This is a genomic window from Geminicoccus roseus DSM 18922, assembly GCF_000427665.1.
Taxonomy (GTDB): Bacteria; Pseudomonadota; Alphaproteobacteria; order Geminicoccales; family Geminicoccaceae; genus Geminicoccus; species Geminicoccus roseus.
In genome coordinates this window covers 5,406,708-5,421,495 of the sequence record NZ_KE386572.1, presented here as the reverse complement: position 1 = coordinate 5,421,495, position 14,788 = coordinate 5,406,708, and the positions used below count along the sequence as shown (strand labels likewise).

Below are 14,788 nucleotides of genomic sequence, written 5' to 3'. Positions count from 1 at the left end.
GATCCGATCCCGGATCCGAAGCCCGACCCGATCCCGGATCCCAAGCCTGATCCGACCCCGGATCCCAAGCCTGATCCGACCCCGGACCCCAAGCCTGATCCGAAGCCCGACCCGAAGCCTGATCCGACCCCGGATCCGAAGCCCGATCCGACCCCGGATCCCAAGCCTGTGGTAGACCAAGGTCCCAATGTCGCGATCGGCACATTAGGTAACGACACGATCGACGGGCTGGGTGGCGATGACATCATCTTCGGCCGCGATGGCGACGACCGCCTGATCGGCGGCGACGGCCAGGACTTTCTGGTCGGCGGCGTCGGTGAGGATCGTCTGGAGGGTGGCAGCGGCAACGATGTGTTGGATGGGGCTGTCGAGAACGACAGCCTGTTCGGCGGCACCGGCAATGACTTCCTGAAAGGCGGTTCGGGCGACGACCAGCTGTTTGGTGGCGGCGGCCTCGACCTGCTGTTCGGCGGGATCGGCGACGACGTGCTGGACGGCGAGGGCAACGACGACCTGGTCCGTGGCGGCCTGGGCAACGACACGGTGCGCGGCGGGGCCGGCAACGATGACGTCGATGGCGGCACCGGCGACGACATCGTCGAAGGCGGCACCGGCGACGACAGCGTGCGCGGCGGCACCGGCAACGACACGCTGCGCGGCGATGACGGTGCGGACAAGCTGTTCGGCAGCTTCGGCGACGACATCCTGGACGGCGGGGCCGGCGACGACGAGTTGCGCGGTGGCCACGGCGACGACCTGATCGACGGCGGGGAGGGGCGCGACATCGCGTTCTTCAACGGCCCGAGCAGCGACTACCAGATCACCGAGCGCGCCGACGGCAGCACCCTGGTCTCCCACACCGGGGCCGGCCAGATCTATGGCGACAACGTGCTGCGCAACGTCGAGGTCCTGGAGTTCGGCGGCGGCGTGCAGATCGCGGTCGGCTGAACCTTCCACGCAGACGGAAACCGGCGGGTGATGCGATGCATCACCCGCCTTTTTCTTGTCCGGCGGTGGCGCATCGCGCCATGGACATGCCGATTTTTTCGCCTATGCGTCGGGTGACGAGTTTCCGGATCGAGATATTCCACCGCAGCATTGGACAATTCACGCGCGTTGATGAACGCCCAAGGTCGGTAGAAGAGAAGAGGTTGAGATCGTGGCGAAACTCACCGGCACGACCGGCGCCGACAAGCTGGTCGGAACGGCCGAAGACGATACCATCGACGGCATCGGCGGTGACGACACCCTCGAGGGCGGGCAGGGCAACGACACGCTGCTGGGCAACTCCGGCAACGACGTCCTGACCGGAAACCCCGGCAACGACACGCTGATAGGCGGCTCCGGCGCCGACCGCTACATCTTCCGAGCCGGCGACGGCGCCGACATCCTGACCGACAACCGCGCCGACACCACCATCCAGTTCGGCGTCTCGGTCGACCCGGACAGCGTCCGGCTGGTGCGCATGGTCGCCGATGGCGGGGTGATGCCGGGCAATGCCGGGTTCATCCTGTACTACGGCAAGGGCGATTCGATCGAGATCACCAAGGGCCTGCCCGAGACCATCGTCTTCAGCGACAAGAGCACCCTCGACCAGACCCTGTTCGAGGGGACCAGCGCCAGCGACAGCCTGCTGTTCGGCAGCGAGGAGAACGACATCCTGCGCGGGCTGGAGGGCGACGACGTCCTGGACCCGCGCCTGGGCGACGACCGGGTCGAGGGCGGCGAGGGCAACGACGTGCTGCGCGGCAGCACCGGCAACGACACGCTGCGCGGCGGCAGCGGCAACGACGAGTACCAGCTCGCCAGCGGCAACGGCGTCGAGATCATCGAGGACATCGGCGGCAACGGCGACCGCATCCTGTTCGGCGCCGGCATCCGCTTCCAGGACCTGGTGTTCTCCACCGTCGGCGACGACCTGTCGATCCGGCACACCTCCAAGAACGGCGCGCAGCTCGCGGTGACGCTGGTCGGCAAGGACAAGGCCGGCGGGATCGAGAAGCTGCTGTTTGCCGACAGCAGCGACGAGTATGCCTGGGACGGCAAGGCCTTCGTGAAGGAAGGCACCGACCCCGGCGATCCCGGTCCCAAGACCGGGCCCGGCAACGACGTGGTGCCCGGCCGCGACGGCGACGACGTGATCGACGGCCGCGACGGCGACGACGTGATCTTCGGCGGCAACGGCAACGATGCGCTCAAGGGCAGCAACGGCGACGACTTCCTGATCGGCGGCGCCGGCACCGACCGGCTGGAAGGCGGCTACGACCAGGACAATCTCGACGGCGGCGCCGGCAACGACCTGCTGTTCGGCGACAATGGCGACGACTTCCTCAAGGGGTCGTCGGGCGAGGACAGCCTGACCGGCGGCAACGGCGACGACCTCCTCTATGGCGGGATCGGCGACGACCTGCTCTATGGCGAGTCCGGGGCAGACCGGCTGGTCGGCGGGGTCGGCAACGACCAGCTGTTCGCCGGCAGCGGCAACGACGACCTGGACGGCGGCAGCGGCGACGACGTGCTGGACGGCAGCTACGGCAACGACCTGCTCAAGGGCGGGGCGGGCGACGACCGGCTCCTGGGCGGCAACGGCACCGACGACCTGCGCGGCAGCTTCGGCGACGACATCCTGGAGGGTGGCTCCGGCGACGACGTGCTGCGCGGCGGCGCCGGCAACGACCTGCTGGACGGGGGCGGTGCCCGGGACATCGCGTATTTCAACGGCCCCAGCAGCGACTACACGATCACGGAATTGGCCGACGGCAGCCTGCAGGTCGCCCACATAGCGCCTGGCCGCCTCTACGGGACCGACGTGCTGCGCAACGTCGAGCTGCTCGAGTTCGGCGGCGGGGAGCGGATGGTGGTCGCCTGAGCGCGCCGGCGGTGCGTCATCCTCGCCCGCTGTCGTGACTTGGAGCTCCCGGATTTTTCCCCTACTCGTCGCGCGATGACAGGGCTGTTTCCGGCAGCCATCTGAAATTCAACGGTCCGAGCAGGAGCCTGGACAGGCGGCGGCCGGACGGCAGGCAGAGGGTGGCAACGTGGCGAACATCACCGGCACCGCCGGCGCGGACAATCTGGCCGGCACGGCCGGCAACGACGTCATCGACGGCCTGGGCGGCAACGACGTGCTCCGCGGCCTGGCCGGCAACGACGTCTACCTGTTCCGGCCCGGCTCCGGCCAGGACACCATCCAGGATACGGGTGGTGCCGGCGACGAGATCCGGTTCGAAGGCGTCGTCCCGCAGCAGGTGTTCCTGTGGCGGGGCGACGGCCGGGAATATGTCAACCTCGGCAAGACCAACGAGGGCCAGCTCTACATCTACTACAGCCTGACCGACTTCATCCGGGTCGAAGGGTTCTTCGACGGCACCGGGGCGATCGAGCGCATCCGCTATGCCGACAGCGACCAGGTCCAGGCGCTGGTCGGCGGCATCCTGACCTTCACCGGGTCGGCCGGGGTCGACCGCCTGCTGGGCTCCGACAACGACGACAACATCGTCGGTGGCCCCGGCGCCGACCGGCTGGAGGGACGGCGCGGCAACGACCAGTACTTTTTCAGCGCCGGCGACGGCAAGGACGTGATCGTCGAGACCGGCGGCACCGGCGACACCATCGTGTTCACCGCCGGCGTGGCGCCCGCCAGCGTCAGCTATTCCCGCGGCCAGGCCAAGGACGGCTTCGACCAGAACGACCTGGTCATCAATTACGGCACCGGCAACAGCATCACCATCGTCGACCACTACAGCAACCCGTCGGCGCGGGTCGAATATGTCCGCTTCCTCGCGAACGGTTCCGAGGCCGTGCTGCCCGGTGGTCTCACCCCGACCCGCCCGGCCACCGAGCAGGCCGACATCATCGCGGGCCGCGACGGCGACGACGTGGTCGACGGCAAGGGCGGCAACGACGTCATCTATGGCGGCAACGGCGACGACACCCTGATGGGGGGGCTCGGCAACGACTTCCTGGCCGGCGGGCCGGGCGGCGACCGCCTGCTGGGCGGGCCCGGCAACGACAACATGGATGGCGGCCCCGGCAATGACGTCCTGTTCGGCGACGACGGCGAGGACTTCCTCAAGGGAGCAGCGGGCGATGACCAGCTGCACGGCGGCGGCGGCAACGACCTGCTGTTCGGCGGGATCGACAACGACATCCTCTATGGCGACCTGGGCGACGACCTGGTCCGCGGCGGCGTCGGCGACGACACGATTGATGGCGGCGGCGGCAACGACGACCTGGACGGCGGCAGCGGCGACGACATCGTCGAAGGCGGTGCCGGCAACGACATGATCGCCGGTGGCGCCGGTGACGACCGCCTGAGCGGCGGGGCCGGCAACGACGACCTGCGGGGCAGCTTCGGCGACGACACGCTGGATGGCGGCGACGGCGACGACCTCTTGCGCGGCGGTGCCGGCGACGATGTGCTGGACGGCGGCGAAGGCGTCGACATCGCGTTCTTCAACGGCCCGCGCGCGAACTATGCCGTCACCACCCAGGACGACGGCAGCATCGTGGTCGTCCATAACGGCGCCGGCGGGACCAATTACGGGATCAACTTCCTGCTCAACGTCGAGTTCATGGATTTCGGCGGCGTGCAGATCCCGACCAGCTGATCAGGCGATCGCCCGGATCCGGACGGTCACCTCCATGCCCGCGGCATCGTTCCTGGAGCCGAGGAAGGTGCCGCTCACCGGCAGGGCCTGGCTGGGGCTGCGGGTCACCGCGACCCGGATCAGGTCGCCGCTGGCCACCGTGCCGTTGGTCGGATCGAACTCGATCCAGCCGGCGCCGGGCAGATAGACCTCGGCCCAGGCATGGGTCGAGGCTGCCCCGCGGATCGGCGCGGACGGCTCGTCTGCCGCCTGCGGGTCCAGCGCCGGATCGTACAGGTAGCCGGTCACGAACCTTGCCCCCAGGCCCAGATGGCGGGCCGCCTCGATCAGCAGCATGGCGAAGTCCCGGCAGGTGCCCGAGCGCCGGCGCAGGGTCTCCCTGGCGGCCTGGGTCCCTTCCGCGGCGCGCGGCTCATAGGTGAACTCGGCGCGGATCGCGCTGGCCATCCGGGTCAGCAGGTCGAGGGTCTCGGCCCGTCGGCCAGGCAGGAAGCCACTCGTCCAGCCGCGCAGCGCGTCCCGGCCCGCCGGGTCCTCCATCCGGGTCGTGGCACCCAGGTCCAGACGGTCGGAGGCGCCATAGGCGAAGGGATAGCAGGCGGCCTTGGGGTCGACCTCGAGGCTCTGCGGCTGCCGCGCAAACCGCTCCAGCACCAGGCGGCTGGTGATGGAGAGGCCGTCATGCCGGCCAGCAAAGCTTGCCAGGGCGATCGAGTTGCCGAACACGTCATGGACCCAGCGCAGGGCCGATGGCGGCTCGATCTGCAGGGTCGCCTCGACCAGGCGCAGGTCGTGGCTGTCGCGCGGGCGGATCATCAGCCGGTGCTCGCCCAGTTCCACGGGCCGGTGGAACCGGTAGACGGTCTGGTGGACGATCTCGAAGCGCACCCGCTTGTCCTCCGGCGCCCGGCCGGCTCGATCCCCGGGCCGGGCGATCCTGCCCTATTCCGGTCGCCGTCGCTACCGGCCCGCAGGCCGCACCGCCCGCGGCGCCAACAGGAACCACACCACTCCTTGGCGATTATTCGGCATGGCTGGTCAGCGCCGAGCGGCACGGGTGCCGCAACGCTCCGCCGGGATCGGGAGACAATCTCATGCTCGGTACGGTTCTTCTCATCATCCTCATCCTGCTCTTGATCGGCGCCCTCCCGAGCTGGGGCTACAGCCGCAGCTGGGGCTACGGGCCGAGCGGCATTCTCGGCGTCGTGCTGATCGTCGTCATCGTCCTGCTGCTGATGGGCAGGATCTGACCGGTCCGCCCGGGCACGTCCGCTGCCCGGGCACGACCACCGCCGGACGCCCCGCCGCCGGCTTCGGGAGGCGGGGCGTCTGTCCGCTCAAGGGAGGATGAGGAGGTCAGCTGGGCAGGGACATCTGCGCGATCGGCTTGGCGTAGCTGGCTTCCATGTCCCAGGGGAACAGGATCCAGGTGTCCTGGCTGACCTCGGTGATGAAGGTGTCGACCAGCGGCCGGCCAAGCGGCTTGGCGTAGATCGTGGCAAAATGGGCGTTGGGAAGGAGCTGGCGGACGATCCGGCCGGTCTGGCCCGTGTCCACCAGGTCGTCGATCACCAGCCAGCCCTTGCCGTCGCCGGCGGCGGCGCAGGGCTTCACGATCTGCGGCTCGCGCTGGTCCTGGTGGTCGTAGGAGGAGATCCCGATCGTGTCGATCATCCGGACGTCGAGCTCCCGGGCGACGATGTGCGCCGGCACCAGGCCGCCCCGGGTGACCGCGATGATGCCGGTCCACGGGCCCAGCCCCGCCAGCCGCCAGGAAAGTGCCTTGGCATCGCGGTGAAGCTGGTCCCAGTGGACCGGGAAGTAGCGGCGCGCTTGATCGGCCATGATCGAACTCCGGGGGTGGCGACGAGATGCATCCTGCGGGGAGGCGCCCTGGCGAGCACCGTGCCCGCCATCTTGTCAAGATCGACTCGGCACCCGACTATCCCTGCGCACCAGATCAGGCGGAACCAGCATGCGCGACGACGACGAACTCCCAGCCCGACCGAGCCGCGACCTGGTCGTTCCGGCCCGGCTCGACGGCATGTCGGTCGACGAGATGACCAGCCTGCGCGACCGGCTGCGCAAGGAGATCGCCCGGCTGGAAGACGAGATCGCGAGGCGCTCGGATGTCCGCCGCGCCGCCGAGGCCCTGTTCAAGAAGCCAGGGAGCTGAAGGGTCCGTGCGTTTCTGCTCCAGCTGCGGTGCCAGGATCGGCCTGGCCACTCCCTCGGGCGACGATCGCGAGCGGTTCGTGTGCACCGGCTGCGCGACGGTCCACTACGTCAACCCGAAGATCGTGGTGGGATCGGTCTGCACGCTGGGCGACCGGCTGTTGCTGTGCCGGCGGGCGATCGAGCCCCGGGTCGGATACTGGACGATCCCGGCCGGCTGGATGGAAGTCGGCGAGACGGCCGAGCAGGGGGCGATCCGTGAAGCCTGGGAGGAAGCCTGCGCCCGGATCGAGATCGAGGGACTGATCGCGGTCTATTCCATCCCGCGCATCGACCAGGTGCAGATCCTTTACCGCGCCAGGCTGCTGGACGCCGACGTGGCCGCCGGCCCGGAAAGCCAGGAGGTCAGGCTGGTCGGGTGGGACGAGATCCCCTGGGACGAGCTGGCCTTTCCGACCGTGACCTGGGTATTACGGCGCGCGTCCGAGTTGCGCGGCCAGGAGCAGTGGACGACCGGCTTCAATCCCGAGCCGATCTGACCGCCGCAGCGCCCCCCTCAGGACCGACCACCCAAAGAGGAGACATCGTTTGGCGCGCTTCGACCTCGTGATCTTCGACTGCGACGGCGTCCTGGTGGACAGTGAGTTCGTTTCCATCGGCAAGGAGGTGGCGGCCCTGCATCTCCTGGGCTGGCCGATCACCATGGACGAAGCCCTGGAGCTGTTCGTCGGGCTCTCGCAGAAGAGCGCCAACGAGATCATCGAGGCAAAGCTCGGCCGGCCCCTTCCGGAAGGGTGGGGGCAGAAGCTGCAGGCGGAGGTGGTCGAGGCGTTCGAGACCGAACTCGTGGCGATCCCCGGCATCGACCACTGCCTGGACCGGCTGACGCTGCCGCGCTGCGTGGCGTCCTCGTCCCGTCCGGAGCGGATCCGCCGGTCGCTGGAGATCACCGGGCTCCTGCAAAGGCTCGACCCGCATCTGTTCAGCTCGACCATGGTGGCGCGCGGCAAGCCGTTCCCCGACCTGTTCGAGCTGGCCGCCTCGACCCTGGGCCATGCGCCGGGGCGCTGCGTGGTGATCGAGGACAGTCCCGCTGGCGTCCAGGCGGCGGTCGCGGCCGGGATGGCGCCGATCGGCTTTTGCGGCGGACGCCATGCCAACAGCGATCGCTGGGCGCAGCGGCTGGTGGATGCCGGGGCCGAGACGGTGCTCCGGGACATGCACCGCCTGCCCGATCTCCTGGACGAGTTGCAGCACGCCGGTTGACAGCGGCCGGGACAGGCCCGATACGCGCGGCATGTGCATGATGCTGCCCCTCTCGTCGCAGGCCCGACGACGACCCTGACGCGGTGAGCCCCCCGGGCCTCGCCGCGCTACCGCGTGCGCGCCGGCATCAGGCGCCCCCGTGGTTCGAGCGTCGCCATCGCCCCCGAGGGGACATCCCATGACCGTCTTGTCGGTGCGGCCCGAGGGGCCGCTGGACGCAGCATCCATCGAACATCTCCTCGACCTCTCGTTCGGAGTCGACCGCCGGCGCAAGGTCTCCTACCGCTACCGGTTCGGCGTGGCTCCGGTGGACGGCCTCTGCCTGGTCGCCGAGGACGCGCAGGCCGGCATGGTCGGCGCGATCCGCTACTGGCCGCTCTGGGTGGGGGCGGAGAAGGCCCTGCTGCTGGGGCCCCTGGCGATCGATCCCGGCCGCCGCGGCCAGGGCATCGGCCGGCTGCTGATGGCCATCAGCATGGAGCGGGCGGCCCGGCAGGGCTGGCCCTGGGTGTTCCTGGTCGGCGATCCCGACTACTACCGGCAGTTCGGATTCGAGATCGTGGCGCCGACCCTGGTGATGCCCGGCGAGAACCCGGCCCGGCTGATGGGCCGCAGCCTGAGCGGCGTGCCGCTGCCGGGCGAAGGGGTGCTGCTACCCTGGAGCGGCCACCCGGACCTGGGCGGCGGCCAGCCGGTCGAGCCAGGCCAGGAGGGGCATTCCCATCAGGTGGAAGCCCTTGTAGCGGCTCATCCGCTCGGGCATCTCGCGGATCCGGGCGGCCAGGGCGGCGGCGTGGTCCGGCCGGACGATCGCATCGCCGAGCGGCCGCACCGAGGTGTGGATGGTGAACAGGATGTCGCCACTTTGCGGCAGGCGCCGCAGGGTCTGCCGTTCGAGGCGCAGGAACAGGCCGGAGCCGACCGGCTCCGCCGGGTCGAACGCCCGCTGCGCGCGGTCGCCGGGTAGGAACAGCTCGTCGGTCTCGGTGATCGACCAGTTCACCCGCCAGACCGGCCGGTCGGCGTCGAGGCCGGCCATGAACCGGTCGACCGTGGGGCCCAGCCGCTCGCCGAACGCCGGCACCGGGGCGTGGATCCCGGCCATCGGCCGGCCGAGCTTCTCGGCCAGCCTCCAGTGCGAGGGAAAGCACAACACCGCCGCCGACAGTTCGTAGCCGTCCGGCCCCTTGCGCATCAGGCACAGGTCCTCCTGCACCAGCCGGCCGGCGATCACCAGGGGCGGCTCGCCGTCCAGCGCCACCCGCCGCCCGTTCCGCCGGTCGACCATCACCTGGCCGTCCCGCGTCCAGCGCTCAGGAAAGCGCTCCGGCAGGAACTCCAGCAGCAGCGCCAGCGTCTCCGCGCACCCCGCCTCGCTGCCGGGCAGCGCCGCGGCCACTTCGGCCCGCCGTTCGGCCAGCAGCCGGTCGCGCAGCCGCATCTGCGCGTCGTGCGCGTCGTCGACCCGCAGCCAGTCGTCCGGCTCCAGCCGCCGCAGCCCCATGGACAACCGCCAGGGCCCGTCGAGAAACGGAAGGGGATCATCGCTCATCAAGAAGCAGCCCTAGCCGCCCGTCCCGTGGCCGTCGAGCCCCACCGCTCCCCCATCTGCCGCCACTCCTGCCGACGCCATTGCCGCCGCCCGCGTCTTCCCGTACAGGAACCGGGGCTCGGGGTGTGGCGCAGCCTGGTAGCGCATCTGCTTTGGGAGCAGAGGGTCGTCAGTTCAAATCTGACCACCCCGACCAATGAAATCAAGTGGTTAGCTGAATTCAGGCCGCCGCAAGATTCGTGAATGTCCGCTTGGTGTCCGTTCCGACGAGGGCAGCTTGGCTCCGCAAGTGACCCCACGCCCGTCGTAAGGGTATGTTCGTCGCTAAGCCACAACCCTCCCTCCTATCGATTGAGGCGGTATCGGGGCTCGGACTGGACCCCTGCGCGGATGGCCTGTCCAGCTTGAGGTGGTGATGGGTCGCTTAAGCGTGCTGGATAGGCTCAGTACCTGTGGTCACTGCATTCATGCCCATGGAAGGTGGCGTGGAATTGCTGGCTCGGCCAGTGATCGTGCAGTGCCAGCCGCACTCACTTTCGTGCGCCTCGATCGGCCGCCTGCCATGCGGTTGCTCGCGATGCAGCCACCCCACCAAGTCGTACAGTTCCGTCCGGTGTGGTCGATTGGTGCTAGCCTGCCCGACCAATCCAGTCGCGAGGGGGGCGCCAGACATGGGCAGCAACTTCTTCTTGCGGCCGATACTCAGCCTACCAGCCGACCGCCCCTCGCTACGGCATTGAGCAGCGTCTCCATTGCGATGATGATGAGTTGGATAGGGCAGCGCCAGCTCAGCGACCCGGTAGACGGCAGTCAGGCGCTTCGAGGGCGAAGCCCGCACCCCCCTAGGGGAGGAGGCGAACGCGCACGTCCGATTATTTTCATTGGTGCCCCGACAAAATTATTTTGTGCCTGAAAAGTTCCCGCGCCAGCATCAACTCAAGCCGCTCGATAGAGGGGATATTCTGCCCGCCAGAGTACGACCAGGCGCTGGACGGCAAAAGCCCGTTCGGCGCCCGACCCCTCCAGAAACGACCCTGCGCCTCTTGGAGGAGGACCACACAGAGGTGGCGGCACGGCAGCGGCTACATGCTCGTTACCGAACGTGACAAACTTCGCACATGAGCTTGTCGTCCCGCGACAGGCTGCCGCATGCCGCCGGTATCAATCAGTTGAGAAGGGGTGGCGAATCCTGACCGTTTGCGCCCAACGTAAGCAACTTGCGAGCACTTTTTCCTCCTAAGCTCAGTAAAACTACCAGAAACCTCTACGTCACGTACGTAGTGGTCTCTGGTTATTTGTAGAATTTTTTAGACATTGAGATACCAAGGCCGCAAATTGCCCGTAGCGGCAATTTATGGTAGATCATTCTTAGCAATGATTTGCCAATTGCGGGAAATTGACAATGCAGTCAGCAATTGCAGTGCCTGTGGATGCACAGGCCGAAGGCGCCCTTGCGCCGAAGGCTTGGGTTCGATTGGAGCAGATGTCGTCGATGGCCGATCTGCTGAGCGAGGATGACACCGCTCGTATCCTCCGCCTTCAGAAGCAGACGCTGCGAAAGTGGGCCGTCTGGAGAAAGGGCCCGCCGCGCGTGAAGATCGGCAAGAGCGTCTTCTATCGACGTACCAGCCTGGAGACATGGATCGCCGCTCAAGAGCGCGATCCGGCGGCAGCACTCGCCCAGGGAAGGGGTGGGCGATGAATACTGATCGTGCCTGGTTCCACGCCCTGGCGGCGGTGGCTCGCGTCTATCATCCAGCGCCCTGGATTGAACTCTATTGGGCAGCGGTGCGCGACCCGCAAGCCCCGGCCTTCTGGCAGCGCGACTGCAGGAGATGCTATCCGCTCGACGATGCGCTGGCGTGGCTCGAGGTCCTGCCGCGGCCGCTGTCGGAGGCCGAAGTGGGAGGGCTGTTCATCGAGATAGACCCCAACGCGCAGGGCGAGCGTGAGGACGAGGGAGACGCGGACGAACTCGACCAAGAGGGGGGCGAGGACGGGCAGGATGATGGTGAGGAAGACGGGGCCGAAGACGAGGCGGACCCGGAAAACGGGCTTGACTACGGCTTGGACCGGTATCCTCCTGGCCGGCTCAAGCCTCTCAACCTGTTCGTTTATTCTGCACTGATGGCGGAGCTTGAAGGGTCGGCGCAAGAACGGGCGGGTAAGTTGGGACGGGTGACTGATGGAGCCGCTGCACATGTCAAATTCCTGCAGAGGCTCGGCATCCAAGCATCCTTTCACTACTGGTCGGATGAGCGCAAGGGGGAGAGCTATGTCGGGATATACGCCTTTGCGCCGATCGAAGATCCGCACACGGAGGAACCGAATGTTGATTGGGACGGATGTGGACAAAATATCCACTACCTCCTGGAAAATCCCCTTGAGCGTTATGCGAAGCGCGTTGCCTCTGCTCCTTTCACTACAACCCGGCTGTGGGAACTGTGCGGAGCGGATTTTCTGCCCGATCCTATGGGACGCTGGAAGTCCCTAGCGGTGCCCAAGGCGCAGCTCGATAGGCTGGCGGAAGACTTCTATCTGATCGGCGAAGATCCTGCCGCGATGCTCAATATGGCGCGCTACCGTGGCCGCCAAGAGGTGGAAAGGCGGAGCTGGCTGGTCGACGGATACGTGCCGTTCGGGGTGCTCACTCTATTGATCGGAGCGCCCGGTACCGGGAAAAGCACGGTGCTTCACGAACTGGCAGCCATAACTGCTGCAAATGATATCGAGGCAGCACAGCGGACTTGGCTGGGCAATCTCGTGACGCCGCGGCCTGAACAAGGGAGCGTGATGTACTGGTCGGGAGAGGATGCACTGGCGGATTTCAGTGGGCGTGAGGAGCGATTGACCAGAGGCCTGGGGCGCTCCGCCGACTATCTGACCTTCATGGGCGGCGACCGTGCCGCGCTGAAGCGCTGGATGGCTCGGTTCATGGTCGAGCGCAATACGCCGCCAGCGCCCCATCTGCTGATCATCGATTCGATGCGGCGCTACATCGACGGGAACGAGAACGACTCGTCGACGGTCAGCGAGCAACTACGCGACCTCATCCAGTTCGCCGAGAAGACCGGCTGCGCCGTGGTGGGCATCCACCACACGCAGAAGACGGGGCGGCCGCTCAGCAGCCTTCCGGACCTGAAGGACGGTGCTCGGGGATCGACGGCCTTTCTGGCCGAGCCTCGCATGGTCCTGGGCCTCTACAGGGCGAAAGGCCTGAACTGGTTCGGGCGTGTCAAGGCGAACATCCTGGACTGCCCGGATGAGACCAAGGGCCACCCGCTGGTGTTTGACGCCCTGAGTCTTCGTCACTTTCCGGCACCTGAAGACGCGATTTCTTCTGGGCGGAGGAAGGCGCGAGCTGCCGCAGACAACGGCTCGACCAGCGCAGTGGAGGACGACGCATCACGCGTGCTCGCAGCTGTTGGACGCCTCCTGTCTGAAGGCGGGCGGGTCACGCGGACCAACAAGCATGGTCTTTGGGAGCAGAAACCCCTGGAACTGAGGGGAATGAGCCGAAAGCGGGTTCGCGCGCTGGTCGACACCCTGAGCGACACTGGCCGGCTGCTCGTCCAGGACGACGGAGCGCTCGCGCTGCCTAGTCCCGAGGTGCCTCTCGCCGCTTAAGCCGCGGTCAGGCGGCATCCACCAAAATGCTGGTGTCATGGCCGTGCCAGGCCGGTGCCGTCCAACGGCACGCACCGATCGAATACTCCAAGAAATCATCACTGCTCTTTCGTGAACTATCGGGGCGGTGCCATCCATCCGCACCGGTGCCGCCCATCCAGCCAGAATTGGCCTCAAACCAAATTCCTCAATGATTTCAATGGGTGCCACGGTGCCGTCTGATTTGAGCTCGGGCGGCACCGGTTTTAGCCAGTGAAATCAATATGTTAGGCAAATCGACCAGACGGTGCCGAAAAGCCCTCCCTACGGGAGAGGAGGTATCCTCCCTCCACTCCGCGCGCCAGCTAACGCGCAGGTTGTGGTAGGAGTACCCCCTCCGTCTAGGGCACGACCATCTGTATGAGTCAGTAGAATAGGAGCGCGGTGTGATAAGTAAAGACGGAAACATATCCGAATAATATTGAAAATCGGTTTAGAATACAGTAAGTATATATCCAATCTTGATGATGCATGCTGGAATACTCCTCAATCCCACATAAGGAGACATGCGAATGGACTATGGAATGCTAGCCGAAGCCACCGCTTCTGGTCGAGCCGTCTTCACGATTTGGCCGACGGCTCCCGGAGACGATGTCGTCGATGCCTTGGTAAAGCACGAGCGGCGCTTCCCGCCCGGCTCTGGTCGAGTTCGCGTGTGTTCGGAGATGCCGCTGGCCCTTAGCAATAGGCGGCCTGAGAAGCGGTACGCGTACAAGCAAGCGGCTTGATCGACTTGGAGAGGCATCCGGATCGAGACCAGTCCTGGCGCCTCCCTGTCGAGTTGCGCCGGCGAAGGCGAGGCCACCAAGTCACGCCCTTGCATCCGACTAGGGCGGCTCCTCTTTGTCCCGATCATTGCTCGGTCTATCCGGCAGTCAGAGAGGGCGCATAGTGGGACGCATGGCTTCGGTGCCTCACCAGCCCACAAGGCTAGATGCGCTCCTACAGCCGCCAGATCGCCTATTTGCGCGGCTGCCTCGACCTCCTGACCTGGCCGAGAGGCAGGCAGCGCCGGCTGCCAACATCCAGTGGAGACCTTAAGATGGCTGAGCTTACCGAGAAGCAAGCAAGCTTCGTCGTCGCATATACCAGCACACCCGACGCTATCGGTAATGCGAGCGCTGCTGCCCGGATTGCTGGATACTCCGTAAATAGTGCGGGGGAAATTGGTCGGCAGCTACTTGAAAAGCCTCATATTATCGCTGCTGTACGGCAGGCGATTCGCGACCAGATATCACTGAGTCTCGCGGGAAAGGCAGTGCGGTACCTCGAAGCGCTCGTGGACGATGAGACCGCACCGAAGAAGGTGCGGCTGGATGCTGCTAAGACCATACTCGATCGGGCAGGGATAGCCGCCATGCCTGTGCAACTCACGGATGATCAGCCTAAATCGTTGAAGGAGATGAGCATCGATGAATTGCGAGCTCTGATCAATGAAGCCGAGCATGATGCTGCAGACCGTGCGGTGCCGGTGCTACAGTCGTAGCCAGTCTGAAGCAATATGACTTCTTAATCCGAC

13 protein-coding genes, 1 tRNA gene and 1 pseudogene are annotated in these 14,788 nt (G+C 66.5%); 12 read left to right on the top strand and 3 right to left on the bottom strand.

What is annotated here, in order from left to right:
• The 3 genes from GEMRO_RS32145 to GEMRO_RS34530 all read left to right on the top strand — a co-directional run.
• Positions 1-948: calcium-binding protein (locus GEMRO_RS32145; protein WP_205625100.1), on the top strand; the 948-nt coding region annotated here is incomplete at its 5' end.
• Positions 949-1,159: 211 nt separating this feature from the next.
• Complete coding sequence (locus GEMRO_RS33130; RefSeq protein ID WP_027136398.1) at positions 1,160-2,869, top strand: calcium-binding protein; 1,710 nt, start codon at positions 1,160-1,162, stop codon at positions 2,867-2,869.
• A gap of 169 nt (positions 2,870-3,038) precedes the next feature.
• Positions 3,039-4,610 carry a calcium-binding protein gene (locus GEMRO_RS34530; protein WP_027136397.1) on the top strand — a complete coding sequence of 524 codons (1,572 nt, stop codon included), beginning with the start codon at positions 3,039-3,041 and terminating at the stop codon, positions 4,608-4,610.
• Here GEMRO_RS34530 and GEMRO_RS0126435 read toward each other — a convergent pair whose 3' ends face one another.
• On the bottom strand, positions 4,611-5,498 hold the full coding sequence (locus tag GEMRO_RS0126435) for a transglutaminase family protein (RefSeq protein WP_027136396.1): 888 nt from the start codon (positions 5,496-5,498) through the stop codon (positions 4,611-4,613).
• Positions 5,499-5,704: 206 nt separating this feature from the next.
• Between GEMRO_RS0126435 and GEMRO_RS33805 the strand changes: the two genes are divergently transcribed.
• Entirely contained in the window at positions 5,705-5,860 is a 156-nt protein-coding gene (locus GEMRO_RS33805) for a DUF3309 family protein (RefSeq protein ID WP_084507684.1), read from the top strand.
• Between the two features lie 106 nt (positions 5,861-5,966).
• On the opposite strand, the gene gpt is transcribed toward GEMRO_RS33805, so the two are convergent.
• Positions 5,967-6,455, bottom strand: coding sequence for a xanthine phosphoribosyltransferase (gene gpt / locus GEMRO_RS0126425; protein ID WP_027136395.1), 489 nt, complete (start codon positions 6,453-6,455; stop codon positions 5,967-5,969).
• A 130-nt stretch (positions 6,456-6,585) separates the two neighbouring features.
• Between gpt and GEMRO_RS34770 the strand changes: the two genes are divergently transcribed.
• The 4 genes and pseudogenes from GEMRO_RS34770 to GEMRO_RS36050 form a co-directional block, all read left to right on the top strand.
• The gene (locus tag GEMRO_RS34770) at positions 6,586-6,786 is read left to right on the top strand and encodes a DUF1192 domain-containing protein (protein WP_027136394.1); all 201 of its coding nucleotides are present in this window, start codon (positions 6,586-6,588) and stop codon (positions 6,784-6,786) included.
• Positions 6,787-6,793: 7 nt separating this feature from the next.
• Complete coding sequence (locus tag GEMRO_RS0126415) at positions 6,794-7,324, top strand: NUDIX hydrolase (protein WP_051329520.1); 531 nt, start codon at positions 6,794-6,796, stop codon at positions 7,322-7,324.
• Between the two features lie 49 nt (positions 7,325-7,373).
• On the top strand, positions 7,374-8,051 hold the full coding sequence (locus tag GEMRO_RS0126410) for an HAD-IA family hydrolase (RefSeq protein ID WP_027136392.1): 678 nt from the start codon (positions 7,374-7,376) through the stop codon (positions 8,049-8,051).
• A 178-nt stretch (positions 8,052-8,229) separates the two neighbouring features.
• A pseudogene (locus GEMRO_RS36050) lies at positions 8,230-8,595 on the top strand (GNAT family N-acetyltransferase); the annotation flags it as partial.
• A gap of 108 nt (positions 8,596-8,703) precedes the next feature.
• Here the strand turns inward: GEMRO_RS36050 and GEMRO_RS0126400 are convergent.
• Positions 8,704-9,603 carry a heme-dependent oxidative N-demethylase family protein gene (locus GEMRO_RS0126400; protein WP_027136391.1) on the bottom strand — a complete coding sequence of 300 codons (900 nt, stop codon included), beginning with the start codon at positions 9,601-9,603 and terminating at the stop codon, positions 8,704-8,706.
• A 119-nt stretch (positions 9,604-9,722) separates the two neighbouring features.
• Here GEMRO_RS0126400 and GEMRO_RS0126390 point away from each other — a divergent pair.
• From GEMRO_RS0126390 to GEMRO_RS33790, 4 genes are all read left to right on the top strand, one after another.
• Positions 9,723-9,799 (top strand) — tRNA-Pro (locus GEMRO_RS0126390).
• 1,206 nt (positions 9,800-11,005) lie between these two features.
• Entirely contained in the window at positions 11,006-11,305 is a 300-nt protein-coding gene (locus GEMRO_RS0126385; RefSeq protein ID WP_084507676.1) for a helix-turn-helix domain-containing protein, read from the top strand.
• Positions 11,302-13,230 carry an AAA family ATPase gene (locus GEMRO_RS0126380; RefSeq protein ID WP_027136389.1) on the top strand — a complete coding sequence of 643 codons (1,929 nt, stop codon included), beginning with the start codon at positions 11,302-11,304 and terminating at the stop codon, positions 13,228-13,230. Before GEMRO_RS0126385 ends, GEMRO_RS0126380 begins: the two co-directional genes overlap by 4 nt.
• Positions 13,231-14,311: 1,081 nt before the next feature.
• Positions 14,312-14,755 (top strand): terminase small subunit, encoded by a 444-nt coding sequence (locus GEMRO_RS33790; protein WP_169728453.1) that lies wholly within the window; start codon positions 14,312-14,314, stop codon positions 14,753-14,755.
• Positions 14,756-14,788 lie beyond the last annotated feature (33 nt).